This is a genomic window from Pseudarthrobacter sp. alpha12b (genome assembly GCF_054130495.1).
On record NZ_CP196746.1, the window covers coordinates 2,142,793 to 2,158,238 of the forward strand.

15 protein-coding genes and 1 tRNA gene are annotated in these 15,446 nt (G+C 66.3%); 5 read left to right on the top strand and 11 right to left on the bottom strand.

What is annotated here, in order from left to right:
* Positions 1 to 109 precede the first annotated feature (109 nt).
* Both ACTAQI_RS09755 and corA read left to right on the top strand, forming a co-directional pair.
* The gene (locus ACTAQI_RS09755) at positions 110 to 601 is read left to right on the top strand and encodes an Lrp/AsnC family transcriptional regulator (RefSeq protein ID WP_457951030.1); all 492 of its coding nucleotides are present in this window, start codon (positions 110 to 112) and stop codon (positions 599 to 601) included.
* Positions 602 to 1,597, top strand: coding sequence for a magnesium/cobalt transporter CorA (corA, locus tag ACTAQI_RS09760; RefSeq protein WP_457950804.1), 996 nt, complete (start codon positions 602 to 604; stop codon positions 1,595 to 1,597). It begins immediately after the preceding gene.
* Here the strand turns inward: corA and ACTAQI_RS09765 are convergent.
* The 6 genes from ACTAQI_RS09765 to galU form a co-directional block, all read right to left on the bottom strand.
* Positions 1,575 to 2,330: a Pr6Pr family membrane protein gene (locus ACTAQI_RS09765; protein WP_457950805.1), complete on the bottom strand. Its 756-nt coding sequence runs from the start codon at positions 2,328 to 2,330 to the stop codon at positions 1,575 to 1,577. The genes corA and ACTAQI_RS09765 overlap by 23 nt on opposite strands.
* A 107-nt stretch (positions 2,331 to 2,437) precedes the next feature.
* A complete protein-coding gene (locus tag ACTAQI_RS09770) occupies positions 2,438 to 2,590 on the bottom strand; it encodes a hypothetical protein (protein WP_175316385.1) in 153 nt (50 codons plus the stop codon).
* Positions 2,591 to 2,656: 66 nt separating this feature from the next.
* A tRNA-Ala gene (locus ACTAQI_RS09775) sits at positions 2,657 to 2,732 on the bottom strand.
* Between the two features lie 133 nt (positions 2,733 to 2,865).
* Entirely contained in the window at positions 2,866 to 3,774 is a 909-nt protein-coding gene (locus tag ACTAQI_RS09780) for a hypothetical protein (protein ID WP_457951031.1), read from the bottom strand.
* Positions 3,775 to 3,879: 105 nt separating this feature from the next.
* A complete protein-coding gene (locus ACTAQI_RS09785; protein WP_457950806.1) occupies positions 3,880 to 4,500 on the bottom strand; it encodes a GNAT family N-acetyltransferase in 621 nt (206 codons plus the stop codon).
* 4 nt (positions 4,501 to 4,504) lie between these two features.
* On the bottom strand, positions 4,505 to 5,410 hold the full coding sequence (gene galU / locus ACTAQI_RS09790; RefSeq protein WP_457950807.1) for a UTP--glucose-1-phosphate uridylyltransferase GalU: 906 nt from the start codon (positions 5,408 to 5,410) through the stop codon (positions 4,505 to 4,507).
* 102 nt (positions 5,411 to 5,512) lie between these two features.
* Here galU and ACTAQI_RS09795 point away from each other — a divergent pair, with 102 nt between their 5' ends.
* From ACTAQI_RS09795 to ACTAQI_RS09805, 3 genes are all read left to right on the top strand, one after another.
* Positions 5,513 to 6,133, top strand: a complete 621-nt coding sequence (locus ACTAQI_RS09795) for a 5-formyltetrahydrofolate cyclo-ligase (protein ID WP_457950808.1) — start codon at positions 5,513 to 5,515, stop codon at positions 6,131 to 6,133.
* Between the two features lie 111 nt (positions 6,134 to 6,244).
* On the top strand, positions 6,245 to 6,517 hold the full coding sequence (locus ACTAQI_RS09800) for an FmdB family zinc ribbon protein (RefSeq protein WP_457950809.1): 273 nt from the start codon (positions 6,245 to 6,247) through the stop codon (positions 6,515 to 6,517).
* Positions 6,518 to 6,628: 111 nt separating this feature from the next.
* The gene (locus tag ACTAQI_RS09805) at positions 6,629 to 7,357 is read left to right on the top strand and encodes an RcpC/CpaB family pilus assembly protein (protein ID WP_457950810.1); all 729 of its coding nucleotides are present in this window, start codon (positions 6,629 to 6,631) and stop codon (positions 7,355 to 7,357) included.
* 35 nt (positions 7,358 to 7,392) lie between these two features.
* Here the strand turns inward: ACTAQI_RS09805 and ACTAQI_RS09810 are convergent, their stop codons facing one another.
* From ACTAQI_RS09810 to ACTAQI_RS09830, 5 genes are all read right to left on the bottom strand, one after another.
* Positions 7,393 to 11,592 (bottom strand): AAA family ATPase, encoded by a 4,200-nt coding sequence (locus ACTAQI_RS09810; protein WP_457950811.1) that lies wholly within the window; start codon positions 11,590 to 11,592, stop codon positions 7,393 to 7,395.
* Between the two features lie 129 nt (positions 11,593 to 11,721).
* Positions 11,722 to 13,311, bottom strand: coding sequence for a glutamine-hydrolyzing GMP synthase (gene guaA, locus ACTAQI_RS09815; protein WP_159631439.1), 1,590 nt, complete (start codon positions 13,309 to 13,311; stop codon positions 11,722 to 11,724).
* A gap of 126 nt (positions 13,312 to 13,437) precedes the next feature.
* Entirely contained in the window at positions 13,438 to 13,944 is a 507-nt protein-coding gene (locus ACTAQI_RS09820) for a DUF3817 domain-containing protein (protein ID WP_457950812.1), read from the bottom strand.
* On the bottom strand, positions 13,941 to 14,849 hold the full coding sequence (locus ACTAQI_RS09825; protein WP_457950813.1) for an SURF1 family protein: 909 nt from the start codon (positions 14,847 to 14,849) through the stop codon (positions 13,941 to 13,943). The genes ACTAQI_RS09820 and ACTAQI_RS09825 overlap by 4 nt, the downstream gene beginning before the upstream one ends.
* 74 nt (positions 14,850 to 14,923) lie before the next feature.
* A complete protein-coding gene (locus ACTAQI_RS09830) occupies positions 14,924 to 15,412 on the bottom strand; it encodes a PTS sugar transporter subunit IIA (RefSeq protein WP_457950814.1) in 489 nt (162 codons plus the stop codon).
* Positions 15,413 to 15,446: the final 34 nt, after the last annotated feature.

Consider the following 15,446-nt stretch of genomic DNA (forward strand, 5'->3'; position numbering starts at 1 on the left):
CTGTGTTGGTTCAAGAGTGCGGCACGGCTGCGCGACGCATCCAACATTGAGTGGATAATTGAGCAAAATCATCAACATGCGGATCCCCCCGTGATGGAGAGTGACGATCTTGAACAAGCTGGACCCGACAGACCTGAAAATCCTCCTGGCCCTCATCAGGGATCCCCGGATCCAGATCGGTGAGCTCAGCGAGTCCCTGGGCATCGCCCGCAACACGGCGCAGTCGCGCGTGCGGCGCCTGCTCCGCGCCGGGGTGCTGCGCCCGGGCGGCCGTGAGGTCGACCTTGAGGCGGTGGGCTATGACGTGGTGGCCTTCGTGACCATCGAGGTTTCCCACCGCGAGCTCGACGGCGTCGTGGCGGCGCTGCGGCTCATCCCGCAGGTCCTTGAAGTCCATGAAATATCCGGCCGCGGGGACGTCTGGTGCCGGGTGGTTGCCACCGACACGCACAACCTCCAGTCGTCCCTGCGGCAAGTCCTGAGGATCAAGGGAGTCATCCGGACAGAGACCGTCCTGGCCCTGCACACCCACATCCCGTACCGGACGGAGCCTCTTATCAGCGGTCTCAGCAGTGCCGCGTCCCCGGCTAGGATTTCCTGAATGACCATCATCGATAACGCCGTCTACGTCAACGGCGTCCGCCACGCCGAGCCCGAGAGCCTGGAGCAGACCTTTGAGACGCTGGCCCGGCATGGCGGCATGGCATGGATCGGCCTCTACCGTCCCACGGCGGAGGAGATGACCGCCGTCGCCACCGAGTTCGGGCTCCACGCCCTGGCGGTGGAGGATGCCGTCTCGGCCCACCAGCGGCCCAAGCTTGAGCGTTACGACGACAACCTGTTCACCGTCCTGCGGCCGGCCCGGTACGTGGATGCCGACGAAACCGTGGAGTTCGGCGAACTCCACGTCTTCACCGGGAAGAACTTCGTAGTGACCGTGCGGCATGCCGAAACGGCGGGTGTTGCCAGGGTGCGGCAGCGGCTGGAGGGACGGCCGGACCTCCTCCAGCACGGGCCCGAAGCAGTGCTGTACGCCCTGCTGGACCGTGTGGTGGATGACTACGCGCCGGTGGTGGCAGGGCTGGAGAACGATATTGACGAGATTGAGGACCAGCTGTTCAGTGGCGATTCCTCTGTATCACGACGGATCTATGAGCTCGCCCGGGAAGTCATCCAGTTCCAGCGTGCCATCCACCCCCTGCCGGAAATGCTGGACCAGCTGAAGCGGGGCTTCGAGAAGTACGCGGTGGAAACTGAGCTGAGGCATAACCTGCGCGACGTTGAGGACCACGTAGAACGGGTGATTTCCCGGGCAGACTCATTCCGGGATTTGCTGCAGAACGCCCTGACCCTGGACGGAACCCTGACTGCCAACCGGCAGAACGAGGCCAGCGCGGAGCAGAATGAACAGGTCAAGAAGATCTCATCCTGGGCAGCAATCCTGTTCGCGCCGTCATTTGTAGCTGGAATCTACGGGATGAACTTCGACAATATGCCCGAGCTCCACTGGTTCTTCGGCTACCCCTATGCACTGGTCCTCATGGTTGCTGCAGGGGGCCTCATGTACGGCATCTTCAAGAAGAAGGGCTGGATCTAGGGGTTTCGGCCCGGCCAGCCTTTCCGGCCGCCAGCGCCGCCCGTGCGTTGCCCGCCGCGTGGACCAGGACCGAGACAGCCAGGAACGCAACCAGCACCTGGGCGGTGGCAACGAATACCCTGGCCCACCCGCCGTCGAGGGTTGGATCGAGAAAGTCGTAGACGTACCACCCGTCGAGGCCGCCACGGATCCAGGAGAACGCGAGGAACGCCACCGGGTAGGCCAGCCAGGCAACGGGCCGCCACCACGACCCGCGGACCGTCCTTGTGACCAGGAGCCAGTCAAGTGCCGTCACCAGCGGGGCGAGGCGGTGGTGGACCATCTGGGGCCAGTACAGATCCCAGCTCCACCACGGCTCCCCCGGCGGAGCGACCAGCACCACATAGATAATCCCCGTCATCACCAGGTACAGGGCCAGTGCACCGAAGAGGTGGTCCCACCACAGCGGCAGCCGGTTCCGCCGCCGGACTCCTGAAACGATTAGAACGAGCCCCAAGGCAAGGTTCCCCTGCACGGTGAACTCCGAGTACAACTGGGGAACATCCACATCGTTGCCGGGGAGGGTGGCGTCAAACGTCTTCTGGACAAGGGCGGCGAGCACGAAAAGCCCGACAAGGATTCGAACGGCCCGGACCCAGGGGCGGTCGGGGTGCAGGGCGCGGTTGGCGGCGGTGCTTCGGCGGACCCGCGGCACCAGCAGAGCAGCAGTGGCGGCCGGCTTCGGGAGACTCATGGAGACAGCGTGGCGCCGTTGCTGCTGAAGGGCTAGGGTCCTTTGGCAGTCAGGGGTTCACCGCTCGCCGGACCGGTAACCAGCGGCCCGGCGGGCGGGGGTTGCCGTCAGGCGTTGGTTTTGCGCTTCAGCCAGCCCCAGACGCCGGTGGCGACGAACAGGACCAAGCCGATGATGGCGAGCCAGAGGAGGCCCTTAACGACGAAGCCGACGATGGACAGGATGAGCCAGATGACCAGAAGTCCAATAATGATTCCCATGGGCCCACTCTAGGCCCGCCCTTGTGGAATGGATTGGGCATTCGTCAGCGTTTCGCGGACCAGCTTTGGTGGAGCTAAGGAGATTCGAACTCCTGACCTCTTCGATGCGAACGAAGCGCTCTACCAACTGAGCTATAGCCCCGGATTTGGCCGCACCCTGCAATGTGCTCCAGGTTGGTGCGGAACCGGTGTCCCTAGGCTACAAATAATCCGTGGCCAACGCCAATTGGAGCCCAGTGGACTTCCGCACCCATGGTGCGGGCCGCCGTCGTGCCTTATGCGCGGCGGCGCTGAAGGACGTCGTCGAGGTTGCTGAGGGCGCTTTGTGCCTTGGACAGCTGCTGTGCTTCCGCTGCAGCTGCCGCCTCTGCCGCCGGCGCTGCGGACGCGCCCTGCTTCAGTGACGGCTTACCAACGGCTTTGGGCGCTTCCGGGAGTTCAAGCGGCTGCGGCTCTGGACGCTCTGCCTTCGGGGCCTCCACATAGACAGGCTTGGGGACCTCCACGGGCTCCCAGGGGGTGCTGGCGGGCGTTGCCGGCGCGGATGGCACGGCGCTGGTGTCGCCGGCAGCTATGGCGACGGCGAGGGCTGCTTCACGGAGTTCCACAGCGGTAAGCGGCTTGACCTTGGGCGCGCCTGCCTCGGCGTCGAAGAGCGGGCTTTCCGGCCGGGCCGGGATCGCCTGGGGCTTAGGAGGCATGGCTTCGGCCGCCTCCGGGCGGCGCGCCGGCGCACTCATGGCCGAGCGGAAAGCGGCGTCCACCTTTGCCTTGCGGTCGCGGACGGCGAGCCACCGCAGCAGGGCCACGGACCCCACGGTCAGCACCGTGCAGACGACCGGAAGCGAGGGTGAGCCCAAACCGAAGGGCAACAGCACACCGGAAATGAAGGCGGTGGCCAGGGACAGCAGCCCCACAAGGGCCAGGGCAGTCCGGCCGTAGCGGATGCGGAACGGCGCCGCAGGTGGGGTGCTTGAAGTGCCGGCAGCACTCTTCCTGGGTTCCATGGCTTTCTCCTGCTGGGCGGCGGCGTTGAGGACCAGGCCGGCGCGCGGGTCCGGCCCTTCCTCCGCGGGGGCGTCTGCCAGGAAGTCGCCGGCGGGCTGGAACTGGTGCCTGCGGTTCCGGAGGACGTAAGGGGCAACCCATACAATCCAGAGCGCGACGGCAACCACAAGGATCACTGAGCTGCTAAGGGGGAAGTCCACACTCAAAACCGTATGAGCATCATGCCTGCTCAGGCCGCATTAGCTGCGGTGTGTCGTGTCCCCACCGGCAAACGGTTGGATTTATGACCGGCGCGACGCCAGCCAAGGGCCCAGCAAGCCTTCCGGGACCTCTTCCGAGGTGAGGGCGAACGAACGGTGGTCAGCCCATTTGCCGTTGATGTGCAGGAAACGGGGCCGGTAACCTTCGTCCCGGAACCCCAGCTTTTCCACCACCCGGAGGCTTGGTCCGTTCTCAGGCCGGATGTTGATTTCCATCCGGTGCAGGCCAAGGGCCCGGAAGCAGTGGTCCGTTACCAGCGCCACGGACGTGGGGGCAATCCCCCGCCCCGCCCGGGACTGGTCCACCCAGTACCCCAAGGTGGCCATCATGGCCGAACCCCAGACAATTGAAGACACCGTCAGCTGGCCCACGATCGCAGGGTTCCGGAGGCCCGGCCTCCACTCGGTGATGAGGAAGGGCAGCGCTGTGGCCTGTGCCGCCTGAATATTGAGCGAGCGGACCATGTGCCGGTAGTCGGGAAGTCCGCCGGCCGGGTCCGGGTTGGAGGCCTCCCACGGCGCCAGCCACTCGCTGTTCCGCGACCGTACCTCTGTCCATTCCTTTTTGTCGCGGTACCGGATGGGCCGCAGGACCAGATCGCCGCATTCGAGGGTGACCGGCCAGATGGGACCAGTGCGCACGCCGCTACCGGGAAAGGCCGGCGGTGAAGCCCGGCAGCCATTCCCGCAGGCCCGGCCCCAGGTCATCGCTGTCGACAGCCAGCTGGACACAGGCTTTGAGGTAGCTGAGCTTGTCGCCGGTATCGTAACGGCGGCCACGGAATACCACGCCGTATACGCCATACCCTTCACCCTCACCCGACGCAAGTTCCTGAAGGGCATCCGTCAACTGGATTTCGCCGCCACGGCCCGGCGCAGTGTGTTCGAGGACGCCAAATACGGCAGGGTGCAGGACATAACGTCCAATCAGCGCCAGGTTGGACGGCGCTTCCTCGGGCGAGGGCTTCTCCACGAGCCGGTTGACGCGGACGTAGTCTTCGCCGTCTATCTCCTGGACGTCGGCGCAGCCGTAGGCGCTGATCTGTGAGGGTTCCACTTCAATGAGGGCGACGACGGACCCTCCAGTTTTCGCCTGCACGTCAATCATGATGCTGAGCAGTTCGTCGCGAGCATCGATGAGGTCGTCGCCCAACAGGACAGCGAAGGCTTCATCGCCCACATGCTGCTTTGCCCGGAGGACGGCATGCCCCAGTCCGTGGGGATCGCCCTGCCGGACGTAGTGGATGTCACCGAGCTGGCTGGCTGCCTGGATGGACGCAAGTTTCTCCGTATCGCCCTTGTCCTGGAGGGTCGATTCGAGGGACGGCACCCTGTCAAAGTGGTCTTCGAGGGCCCGCTTGTTGCGGCCGGTAATCATCAGCAAGTCGTTGAGGCCCACGTGGACGGCCTCCTCCACCACATACTGGATGGCAGGCTTGTCCACGACGGGAAGCATTTCCTTGGGCATCGCCTTGGTGGCAGGCAGGAACCTGGTACCCAGGCCCGCTGCGGGAATGACGGCTTTGCGGACTCTGGGTTTACTGGTGTTCACCGGACTAATCTAACGTCAGCGTCAAGTATTTCCGTAACCAAGTACGGCAGGCAGGCACCCGGCTCGAGGCTGTGGAACGCCGTGCGATGCAGGGAGGACAACATGCTGCAAGAGACGAACGCCGTCAAGGACGATATCCGGGCCACCCACCGGCAGCGGCGGGCAGGCCTGGCGCCGGCGCAGCTGGAAGCTGCGGGCCTGGCCCTGGCCACCCACGGGGAAGCCTGGGCCGGATTGGTTACGGAAGGCCGCCCCGGCATAGCCTGCGTGTACCTTGGCGTGGGCCAGGAGCCACCCACCCTGCCACTGGTCAACGCCCTGCATCGCAGCGGCCACAAGGTCCTGCTGCCGGTATGCGAACCCGCCAGGGAGTTGAGCTGGGTGTTCTGGACCCCGGACACAGGCTTCGAGCGCAGCAAATATGCACCCATCCTGGAACCAACGGGGCTCCGGCACGGGCCGGAAACGGCTGGCAATGCAGCAGTGCTTTTCATTCCGGCAACAGCCGTGGACCTTGCCGGCAACAGGATTGGCCAGGGTGGCGGGTACTACGACAAATTCCTGGGACACCTCGCCACGGCAGGGAAGGAAATCCCGTTGGCTGCTGTTATCTACGATGACGAATTGCTTCCCGCCGGCCGGATTCCCGCCGAGGAATTCGACCGGCCGGTCCCGGGTGTCCTTACACCCTCCGGGTACCGGCCCCTGGCCGGCGGCGCCTGAGCCCGGGCCTACCGGACGCAGTGATAGAATTAGCACTCAGGCCCTGCGACTGCTAACGGATTACCAGCTGGCAGCACGGGACCTCTCGTTTGCCCAAGAGGAGGAGCACCAGTGCCAACATATGCTTACGCCTGCAAGGATTGCGGCCACGCCTTCGACATAGTCCAGTCGTTCTCGGACAGCAGCCTTACGTCCTGCCCTGAATGCCAGGGCACGTTGCGCAAGAAGTTCAACAGCGTCGGCGTCGTCTTCAAGGGCTCTGGTTTCTACCGCACGGACTCCCGCGACTCCAAGGGCAGCTCTGTCTCCCCCGCACCTGCCGCGGCTCCAGCTGCACCCGCTGCCGCCCCCGCCGCTTCGGCGCCGGCATCCGCCGCGAGTTAAGCAGCACAGTCTTCACGACGGCGGCCGGCGCGTTCGAGCGTCCGGCCGCCGCTGTCCACATAGCCGTCGTCCCGGCTCCCTTGCGTCACTGCCCGCAGCTAGCGTGGGCGCATGCCCATACTTCCCCGCCGTCGCCGCGCCGGCCTCCGGTATTCCACCAGCACCGCCAACATCGGCCGCGGCCAGAGGAAGCGCCCCCTGCCCGCCCGTGTTGCCGGCTGGTTGAGCCGCAACCGCCGGCTCGCCGCTGCGTTGCTGTTGTGCGCAGCTGCCGCCGTGGCCGTCCAGCAGCTCACTCCCGCCCCGCTCTCCACCGCCACCGCACTGGCCGCCGCGCGGGATCTTCCCGCCGGAACCGCTGTGACTGAAGCGGACGTGGCCCGCGTCCAGGTACCGCCAGGGATGGTGGCGGACGGTTTCCTCACGGATGGCGACGCCGCCACAGGCAGGCAGCTCGCCGCCCCCATGCGCAAGGGCCAGCTCCTCACCGATGCCCAAATGCTGGGCCCCGGGCTTCTCGCAGGTACGCCGCCCGGTTCAGCCGCAGTTCCACTGCGTATGGCGGATGCCTCATCCATCCAGCTGGTCTCCCCCGGCCAGTTGGTCAACGTGGTGCTCACATCAGCTAACGGATTCGACCAGCAGGGCCCCTCCGAGGTGTTGGCGTCCGCCGTCCCCGTTCTGTGGACCTCGAACAAGGGCGGCCAGAGCGGACAATGGCTGGGCACCTCGGAGACGGACGGACTGATCGTGGTGGCAGCCACCGCAGAACAATCGTCACGCCTGGCCGGAGCCTCCACGCAGGGCAGGCTGTTCTTCGTCATGGTGGGGCCGCCCTGACCAGCCGGCACCAACCGCGGGCCGGGACGCGGCGGTCAGCCCCAGTGCGGCGGTTTCTGTTCCTTCAACCAGGTGTCGTGGTCGTCTTCCCGGTCGCCCCAGCTGCGGGCGTCGTCTTCCGCGGCCTTGCTGGGGAGGATCTCCCCGGTGCCGCCCGTTACCGCTGGGGACACCGGGGCAGCTCCTGCGGGGCCCGCAGGAGCTGCCCCGTCAGTTCCTGTTTCCGTCTGCCCGTTCTTGTTCTCGTCCTGGCGCATGTCTTCCTCGCGGCCGTTTTCCTCAGGCCTGTCTTCGCCAGGCCTTTCTTCCTCAGTCATGGGCCCAGCCTCGTGGTTGCCACTTTCGCTGTTCCCCCCTGCGCCGGAATCCCGGGGCAGGTAAGAAACTCCGGCGGAGGGCGCTGCGCCAATTCCATTGAGCGCCTGGTCGACGTCGTCGTCAAGGAAACCGACTGACTGGCTGTTCCTGCCCGGCAGCACCATCTTTTCCAGGCCCAGGTAGCCGGCAATGCGGTCTGCGCAGGAGGAGGGGTCCGTGAACACCTCGATGGTCCACAGCGGCATGTACCGCCAGCCCAGGCGTTCCAACAGTTGCGGGCGCAGCCTGCTGCGTTCACGCACGCTCATGGTGCGGTACTGCGCGGTGCCGTCGGACTCGATAGCCACGGGCCGGGGAATGTCGGAATCATCGCGGTCCATGGTGTTCAGGGGGTCGGCCGCTGCAACCACATCGATGGCGCCGTCGTACTGGTGCCAGACCCTGGCGCCGCGGGCACGCAGCCGCTCCCCCAGGTCCGCCACCAACGGGTCCGCGCCAAGCGCCTGTTCGCTGGCAGCGGCACGGGACGCCGGGGTACCGAGGTCCGTGTTGCCGGCAATTTCCCGGTCCAACAGTGCGTACAGGTCCACCGCCCCGTGGGTGAGCCGGGTCTGGTCCAGGTCCTCGGGCCGGAAGCAGGTGAGCACGTGCATGGAACGGCGGGCCCGGGTCATGGCCAGGGCAAACTTCTCCCGGCCGCCCTCAGCAGACAGCGGCCCGAAGTTGTGGAGCGCACGGCCGTGCGGGGTGCGCCCGAATCCTGGCGAGAAAATCACGTGGTCGCGCACCAGGCCCTGGGCGCGTTCCAGGTCCACCACCCGGAAGGACTCCGGGCCGGCACCGAAGAATCCCGCCAGGCCCGGCTGGTTGGACAACTGGAGCCGGATGGACTCACCGATCCTGGCGGCGTGACGCAGGCTGGCGGTGACCACCGCGAGTGACGTTCGCGGCCGCAGGCGGGCGTGCTCAAACACCAGCTCCACAACCCGGTTGACCTCGGCAACCACGGACTCCACGCCCTCGTGATCGGCGCTCGGCAGGCCGGTGCCGTCCGGCAGGTATTCCACCAGCAGGGACCGGTCCAGCCCCGTGGCCGACTGTCCTTCCGGCAGCCGGCGCAGGCCGCCGTCGTAAAAGTTCTTGCTCAGCTGCAGGACCAGGTCCTCGTCCACTGCGCGGTACACCACGTTGAGCCGCCACACCGGCAGCACGGCAGAGAGCGCGGTGAAGGCGCTCTCCACGCGGTGGTGGGCCGACTCGCCGGGGGCAAGCCGCTCCACACCCACGGTGAACGTCCGCGGCGTTGCGATGCGCGGGTCGCCGAAGGCAATGACCTGGCGTGCCCGGGCGATCGACGGAAGGACAGCCTGCAGCGACGTGGCCTCCGCGTCGAGGATGACGACGGCGTCGAAGTGCTGCTCGGCGGGAAGCAGGCCCGTCATCAGGTACGGACTGACCGACCAGACCGGAACCAGCGTCCCGATCAGCTCGGGCGCCTGGGCGGTAAGGGACGGCAGGGAGACCCGGCCGTCCTTGAGCAGGCTGCGCAGGAGGTCTGCCTGGCGCGGCTGGGCGGCGATGGCTGTGCGCCACCGCTCGGCGAGGTCCCACCGCAGGCGGGCGGCGCCGCTGGCGATGTGCGCGTTATCGGCGAGCCGGTACTCCGCTTCCAGCTGGCGGAGGGCGTCGCCGTCGGACATGGCAAGGTAGTCGTCACCGCTGATCATCGCTTCCAGCGCTGACTGCCACCAGGCCAGCTCCAGCTCGGCGGCAACGGATCCTTCCGGGACTTCCCGTTCGGCAAGGTCGGCAAGGAGTTCGCCCAGGCCGTGCTCGCGCATGTTCTCGATGAGGAGGGTGCGTTCGGGCAGCGTCTTGAGCGTGTCGGTGTCTGCCACCAGGCGTTCCAGGCGATCCATCAGCTGCGCGTAGGGGACGGTGGACAGAGCCCCGCCGTCCTCCGTGTGCCGCAGCGACTCGCCCAGCTTTGCCAACTCCTGGTCCAGGGACCGGTACATGGCGTTCATTTCGGCGAGGCCGGACGGGACGGCAGGGTGGCGCTGCGTGGTGGCATAGCCCGCCCACAGGGCACGCTGTTCCTGGACCAGCACCAGGGACGAGTGCAGGTCCGCGATGTGAACGCCCGGACGCACGTATTCCTTGGCCACCCGCCGCAGCCTGGAGCGCTGCATGGCGGTCAGCTCGATGCCGCGCTCACGCCGCCACGCGGACGGCGCCGTGGCGGAGATCAGGTCCGTCACGGGCCGGTCGAAGATGTCAGGGGTGAACTTGTCCAGGCTGCCGCGGACGGCGACCAGCAGTTCCAGCTGCTCACCCCACTCCGCGAAGGATTCGCCCAGGCGGATTTCGGCATGCTCCGCAACGGCGTGCATGCGGTCGCGCAGGATGGGAAGGCTCTTGGCCACGGAACGGACCAGGTCTTGGGCTTCCTCGGTCTCCTTGCGGGTCAGCAGCCGGGCGCCGTGCCAGGGGCTGGTGGTGGCAGCCTTGCTGAAGCTGCCCAGTTCGGCAGCCCGGCGGAGCCTGCCTGCCAGTTCCTCGCGGTCCCGGATGCTGTCCAGGACGCTCCGCTTGAGCCGGACGGTGGTGGCCGGGGCGGGGTGGATGGAGGTGAGCTGGGCGAGTGACTGCATGGCCTGGTACGGCGAGCAGCCCCATCTGTCGCGGACGTTATGGAGCGACGCCACGTGGTCCATCAGCGCGTGCCGGTGTTCGGTCAGGGTGTTGTGGAGGTTCCCCAACTGCGGTTCCAGCGACTTTTCGTTGCGGACGATCGCCCGCACCAACTGGCCCTTCAGCTGTTGGGCGGTGACGTTCCCGGTGAGCTGGAACAGGATGGACTCCAGCCCCAGTGTTTCCAGGTGTCCGGAAACCTCGTTGAGGCTGGCACGGCGGTCGCCCACCACCAGCACCGTCTTGCCGGCATCCACCAAGGCGCCGATGGTGTTGATTGCCGTCTGGGTCTGGCCGGTTCCGGGCGGACTGCTGACCACAAGGGAGTCCCCGGCCCGGGCAGCATCAACCACGTACTGCTGGTCCGTGTCGGCATCCAGCAGCAGCAACTCGTCCTTGGGGTGCCTGTTGTCCAGGTGCGGGAAGCGGGACGGGTCCGGCTCCTGGACGTCCACCACTTCGCCTCCGGCGGCAGTGGCCAGCGAGGAAACGATGGGGTGGGAGTCGTTAATCCAGGGGTCGTCAAGGTTGCCGGAAAGGTCCGCAAAGGTTGAAACCAGCAAGTTGTGCTGGGTTTCGGCGCCATGGATGGGCCGGATCAGGGTGGCCAGCCGGTCCAGGACGGGCTGGGGGTCGAACCGCGCGGTGCTGTAGGCGAGGCGGGTGACGGCATTGACGTCAAACACGATCCCGTGGATGTTTTTCAGGTGCCGCACCAGGGCAGGGTTGATGTGGGCCTGTTCGGTGAGCTGAAGTTCGAAGTCATCCTCCCCCGGACGCACCGTAAGGGAGATGGCGGTCAGCATGACCGGGGCGGACACCCGCTGGGGTTTGCCCCCGACGGCGGACGTCCACACCACGGTGCCCGCGGACAGGTACCCGGCGTCGATCCCGCGGTCGTTGGCGAGCTCGAAGATTTTGGACCGGATGTTGCGCGAAGCCCGGGCGGCCACCACATATTGCTGCCTGTCACGGATCAGCGTGGACAGACGTGTGCGGCGCCCGGCCATGAGCTGGGCGAGCCCGGAGGGGTGCGCCGATGTCAGGTCAATGGAGCCTTCGGGCGTCTTGGTGAAGCGCAGCATTGTGTCCGCGCCAGTAACGGGTTTAAGCCCGGACAGCCATTTACGAAGCTCTTCCGAGCCTTCCGGGTGGCCTTGACCAACTGACACTTCTGCCTTCTTTTCTGCGTTTGCACGTGACGCCCTGGACCATACCGGCATAGATTCGAGAGTAGCCGGTCCGGCGCCGGACTTGAGAGACCGCAACACTGGAGCACGGCAATTCGCCGTGGATTCATCCGGGAAAAGCAGTGGCCGGCCCCCGCTGGCGGAGGCCGGCCACTTAGGATGCTATTCCCATTCGATGGTTCCCGGCGGCTTGCTGGTAACGTCCAGCACCACGCGGTTTACGCCGTCCACCTCATTGGTGATCCGGCTGGAAATCCGGGCCAGGAGGTCGTAGGGCAGGCGTGACCAGTCGGCCGTCATCGCGTCCTCGGAGGAAACAGGGCGGAGCACGATGGGGTGGCCGTAGGTGCGGCCGTCGCCCATGACACCCACGCTGCGCACGTCGGCGAGCAGGACCACGGGCATCTGCCAGACCTCGTTGTCCAGTCCGGCTGCCGTGAGCTCGGCACGCGCGATGGCGTCCGCCTTGCGCAGCAGGTCCAGCCGCTCCTTGGTCACCTCGCCAACGATCCGGATGCCCAGGCCGGGGCCGGGGAACGGCTGGCGGCCGACGATCTCCTGGGGCAGGCCCAGCTGTGCGCCCACGGCGCGGACCTCGTCCTTGAACAGGGCGCGCAGCGGCTCAACGAGCTCGAACTGCAGGTCCTCGGGGAGGCCGCCCACGTTGTGGTGGCTCTTGATGTTCGCGGCACCTTCACCGCCGCCGGACTCGACGACGTCCGGGTACAGGGTGCCCTGGACCAGGAACTTGATCTTCTCGCCGTGGGCAGCGGCCTCGGCGATGATGGCCAGTTCGGCTTCTTCGAAAGCGCGGATGAATTCGCGGCCGATGATTTTGCGCTTGGTTTCGGGATCGCTGACACCGGCGAGGGCCGAGAGGAAGCGTTCCTGTTCGTTGGCCACGTACAGCTTCACCCCGGTGGCGGCCACGAAGTCGCGCTCAACCTGCTCTGCTTCGCCTTCACGCAGCAGTCCGTGGTCCACGAACACGCAGGTGAGCTGGTCGCCCACAGCCCGCTGGACCAGGGCTGCCGCCACTGCGGAGTCCACGCCGCCGGAGAGGCCACAGATGACCCGTGCATCCCCCACCTGCTGGCGGATGCGCTCCACCTGCTCTTCCAGGATGTTGCCGGTGGTCCAGTTGGGCTCAAGCTTGGCGCCCTTGAAGAGGAAGTTCTCCAGCACCTGCTGGCCGTACGCGGAGTGCTTGACCTCAGGATGCCACTGCACGCCGAAGAGCCCTTTCTCCTCGTTTGCGAAGGCTGCTACTTCAGCACCTGCCGTGGTGGCGAGGACATCGAATCCTGCGGGTGCCTCGTGCACGGAGTCGCCGTGGCTCATCCAGGTCTTCTGGTGCTGGGGCATGCCCTCAAGGACCGAGCGGCCGTCACCCAGGATGGTGGTTTCCGTGGATCCGTACTCCCGCAGGCCGGTCTTGTCCACCTTGCCGCCCAGGGCATTGGCCATGGCCTGGAATCCGTAGCAGATTCCAAAGACGGGGACGCCGGCTTCGAAGAGGTCGGCACCCACGCTGGGGGCGCCGTCGGCATAGACGCTGGAGGGGCCGCCGGACAGGATGATGGCGGCGGGGTTCTTGGCCAGGAGCTGCTCGGTGGAGTAAGTATGCGGAACCACTTCCGAATACACATTCGCTTCCCTGACGCGGCGGGCAATCAGCTGCGCGTACTGGGCACCGTAATCAACAACCAGCACCGGCTTCTGGGAAGTCTGGGATGCAGTGGGAGTAGTCACCGTAATAGCCTACTTTGCGCCCTTGCACCGGCGCACCTTGAGACGCCGCGCTGTGACGGAGCAGACGTACGACGGCGGGGCCGACGCACGCAGGGCCCGGCACCTAAGCGGCCGGTACAGCCGCCGCTAGTAGCGCTGCGGGGCCTGCGGGTTGGCGGCCAGTTCGGCCTCCACCTCGGCGTGGAACTTCTTCTCTACGATGAACGACAGGAACGGCACCACGCCGCCCAGCGCCAGCAGGACCAGCTTCAGGAACGGCCAGCGCATCAGGGACCACAAGCGGAAGTTGGAGATCAGGTACACCACGTACATCCAGCCGTGCACGATCAGGACCGTGACGGAGATGTTCACGCCGTTGAGCACTCCCGGCGGTTCCGCGTCGGCGAACCCGAAGCCGAACGGCTGGCCGGTCACCGCGTTGGTGCCGCCGGCGAACAGGTACTGCCCGAAGCCGTACCGGACCACGAGTTCGGCGCAGAGCAGCAGCAGCATGGTGCCGGTCAGGTAGGCCATGACCTTGTAGAACTTCAGGGCCGACCGGATCTGCGCCTCGGTACCGCCAAAGCGGCGCTTCTTTCCGGTCTTGCCGCCGGATGCCTGCGACGACGGGGTGGCCGGTTTCGGATCAATCATGGCTGTACCTTCTGCTGGTTCTGGTCAGGCTGCTGGTGCTGGTCAGGTTGCTGGTTCTGTTCAGGTTGCTGTGGAAGCTGATGCGTTTCGTGCTGGTGCTCTTCGGGGGCGGCGCCGCCTTCCTGGTCGAGGGCCTCCTCGAGGTCCCGGTGGTAGTCGTCCTTGACCAGCCGCCACCAGATAAAGAATGCGAAGCCGGCGAAAACCACCCATTCGATGGAGTAGAAGAGGTTCAGCCAGTTGATGTGCTGCCCGGGCGGCTGCGGTCCGATGTCCAACGGCAGGAGCTTTCCGGTCAAGGCCGCGGCGCTGACGTCCTGGCCGCCCACCACCTCTGCCGTGGCCGACACAAAACCGGGGTAGCTGCTCACGTCCCAGTAGTTGATGAGCTCCGCCACGGAGACAGCCGAGGCCTCCCCCGGCTTGGGAGCTTTCCCGGCCACCGGCGCCTCGGACGGCAGCAGGCGCCCCGTCAGTTCAACCAGGCCCGACGGCGGCGCTGCCGCATCCTGGGGTTCGGCCACCCACCCGCGTGCCACGGGGATCCAAGTCTGCGGTGTTGCGCCCGCTCCGCTCAGGGTTGGGGCACCGTTGACGGCAAAAGCCGAAACCACCCAGTAGCCGCTCTTGCCGTCATGGAGCCGGCCGGGAACCAGGACCTGTTTGTCCGGGCTGTATGTCCCTTGGGCGGTGACCATCTGGTCGGCGACGCTGCCGTGGAAGAACTCACCCGGCTGGAGCGTGCCGGTGAGCGGCTGCACCTGCTCTGACGCCTGGTTGACCGGCACTTCGGGTTGGGTGGAGCGGCCGAACTGCCACTGGCTCAACAGCACGAAGACCCCGGAGAGCGCGATCGCGAAGATAAAGCCTGCGATCCATCGGGGCTTAAGGGCTGTTTTCCACACGTCTTAACCGTACTTCGTACTTCTGTAGAACAACTAAACGCCAGGGGCGTCCGGGCCCCGGGCCGGGAGATTGCCTAGTGGTCGAAGAACACCAGGCTGGAGTTGATGAGTTCGGCGATCACTTCGGGGTCGTAGGCACGCCGCAGCGATTCCCGGAATGATTCCTTGGAGAGGGACCGGGCCAGGGTGGCCAGCACCTCCAGGTGGTCGGAGAAGGAGCTGGCCGGGGTGGCAATCAGCAGGATGACCGTGGCGGGGCCGTCGGTGGCTCCGAAGTCCAGCGCGTGGCCGTACTTGGTGATGCCCACGGCGATGGAGGTCTGGGACACGTATTCGCTGCGGGCATGCGGCAGGCCGATGCCGCCCGGGAGCCCTGTGGCCAGCTGGTGTTCCCGGGCGTTGACGTTCTTCAGGAACCCGTCGAGATCCGAGATCCGCCCGGCGGCGTGGAGCCGCTCTGCCAGTTGGTTGGTGGCGTCGGTCTTGTCCTTCGCCTCCATCTCCAGGATCACCATGTCGGCGGTGGTCAGGTGGGCGTCATACGGGTCCAGTGGTTCCGCCAAGGCGTATCCCTTCGGTCAGCAGTGGGGCGAACGG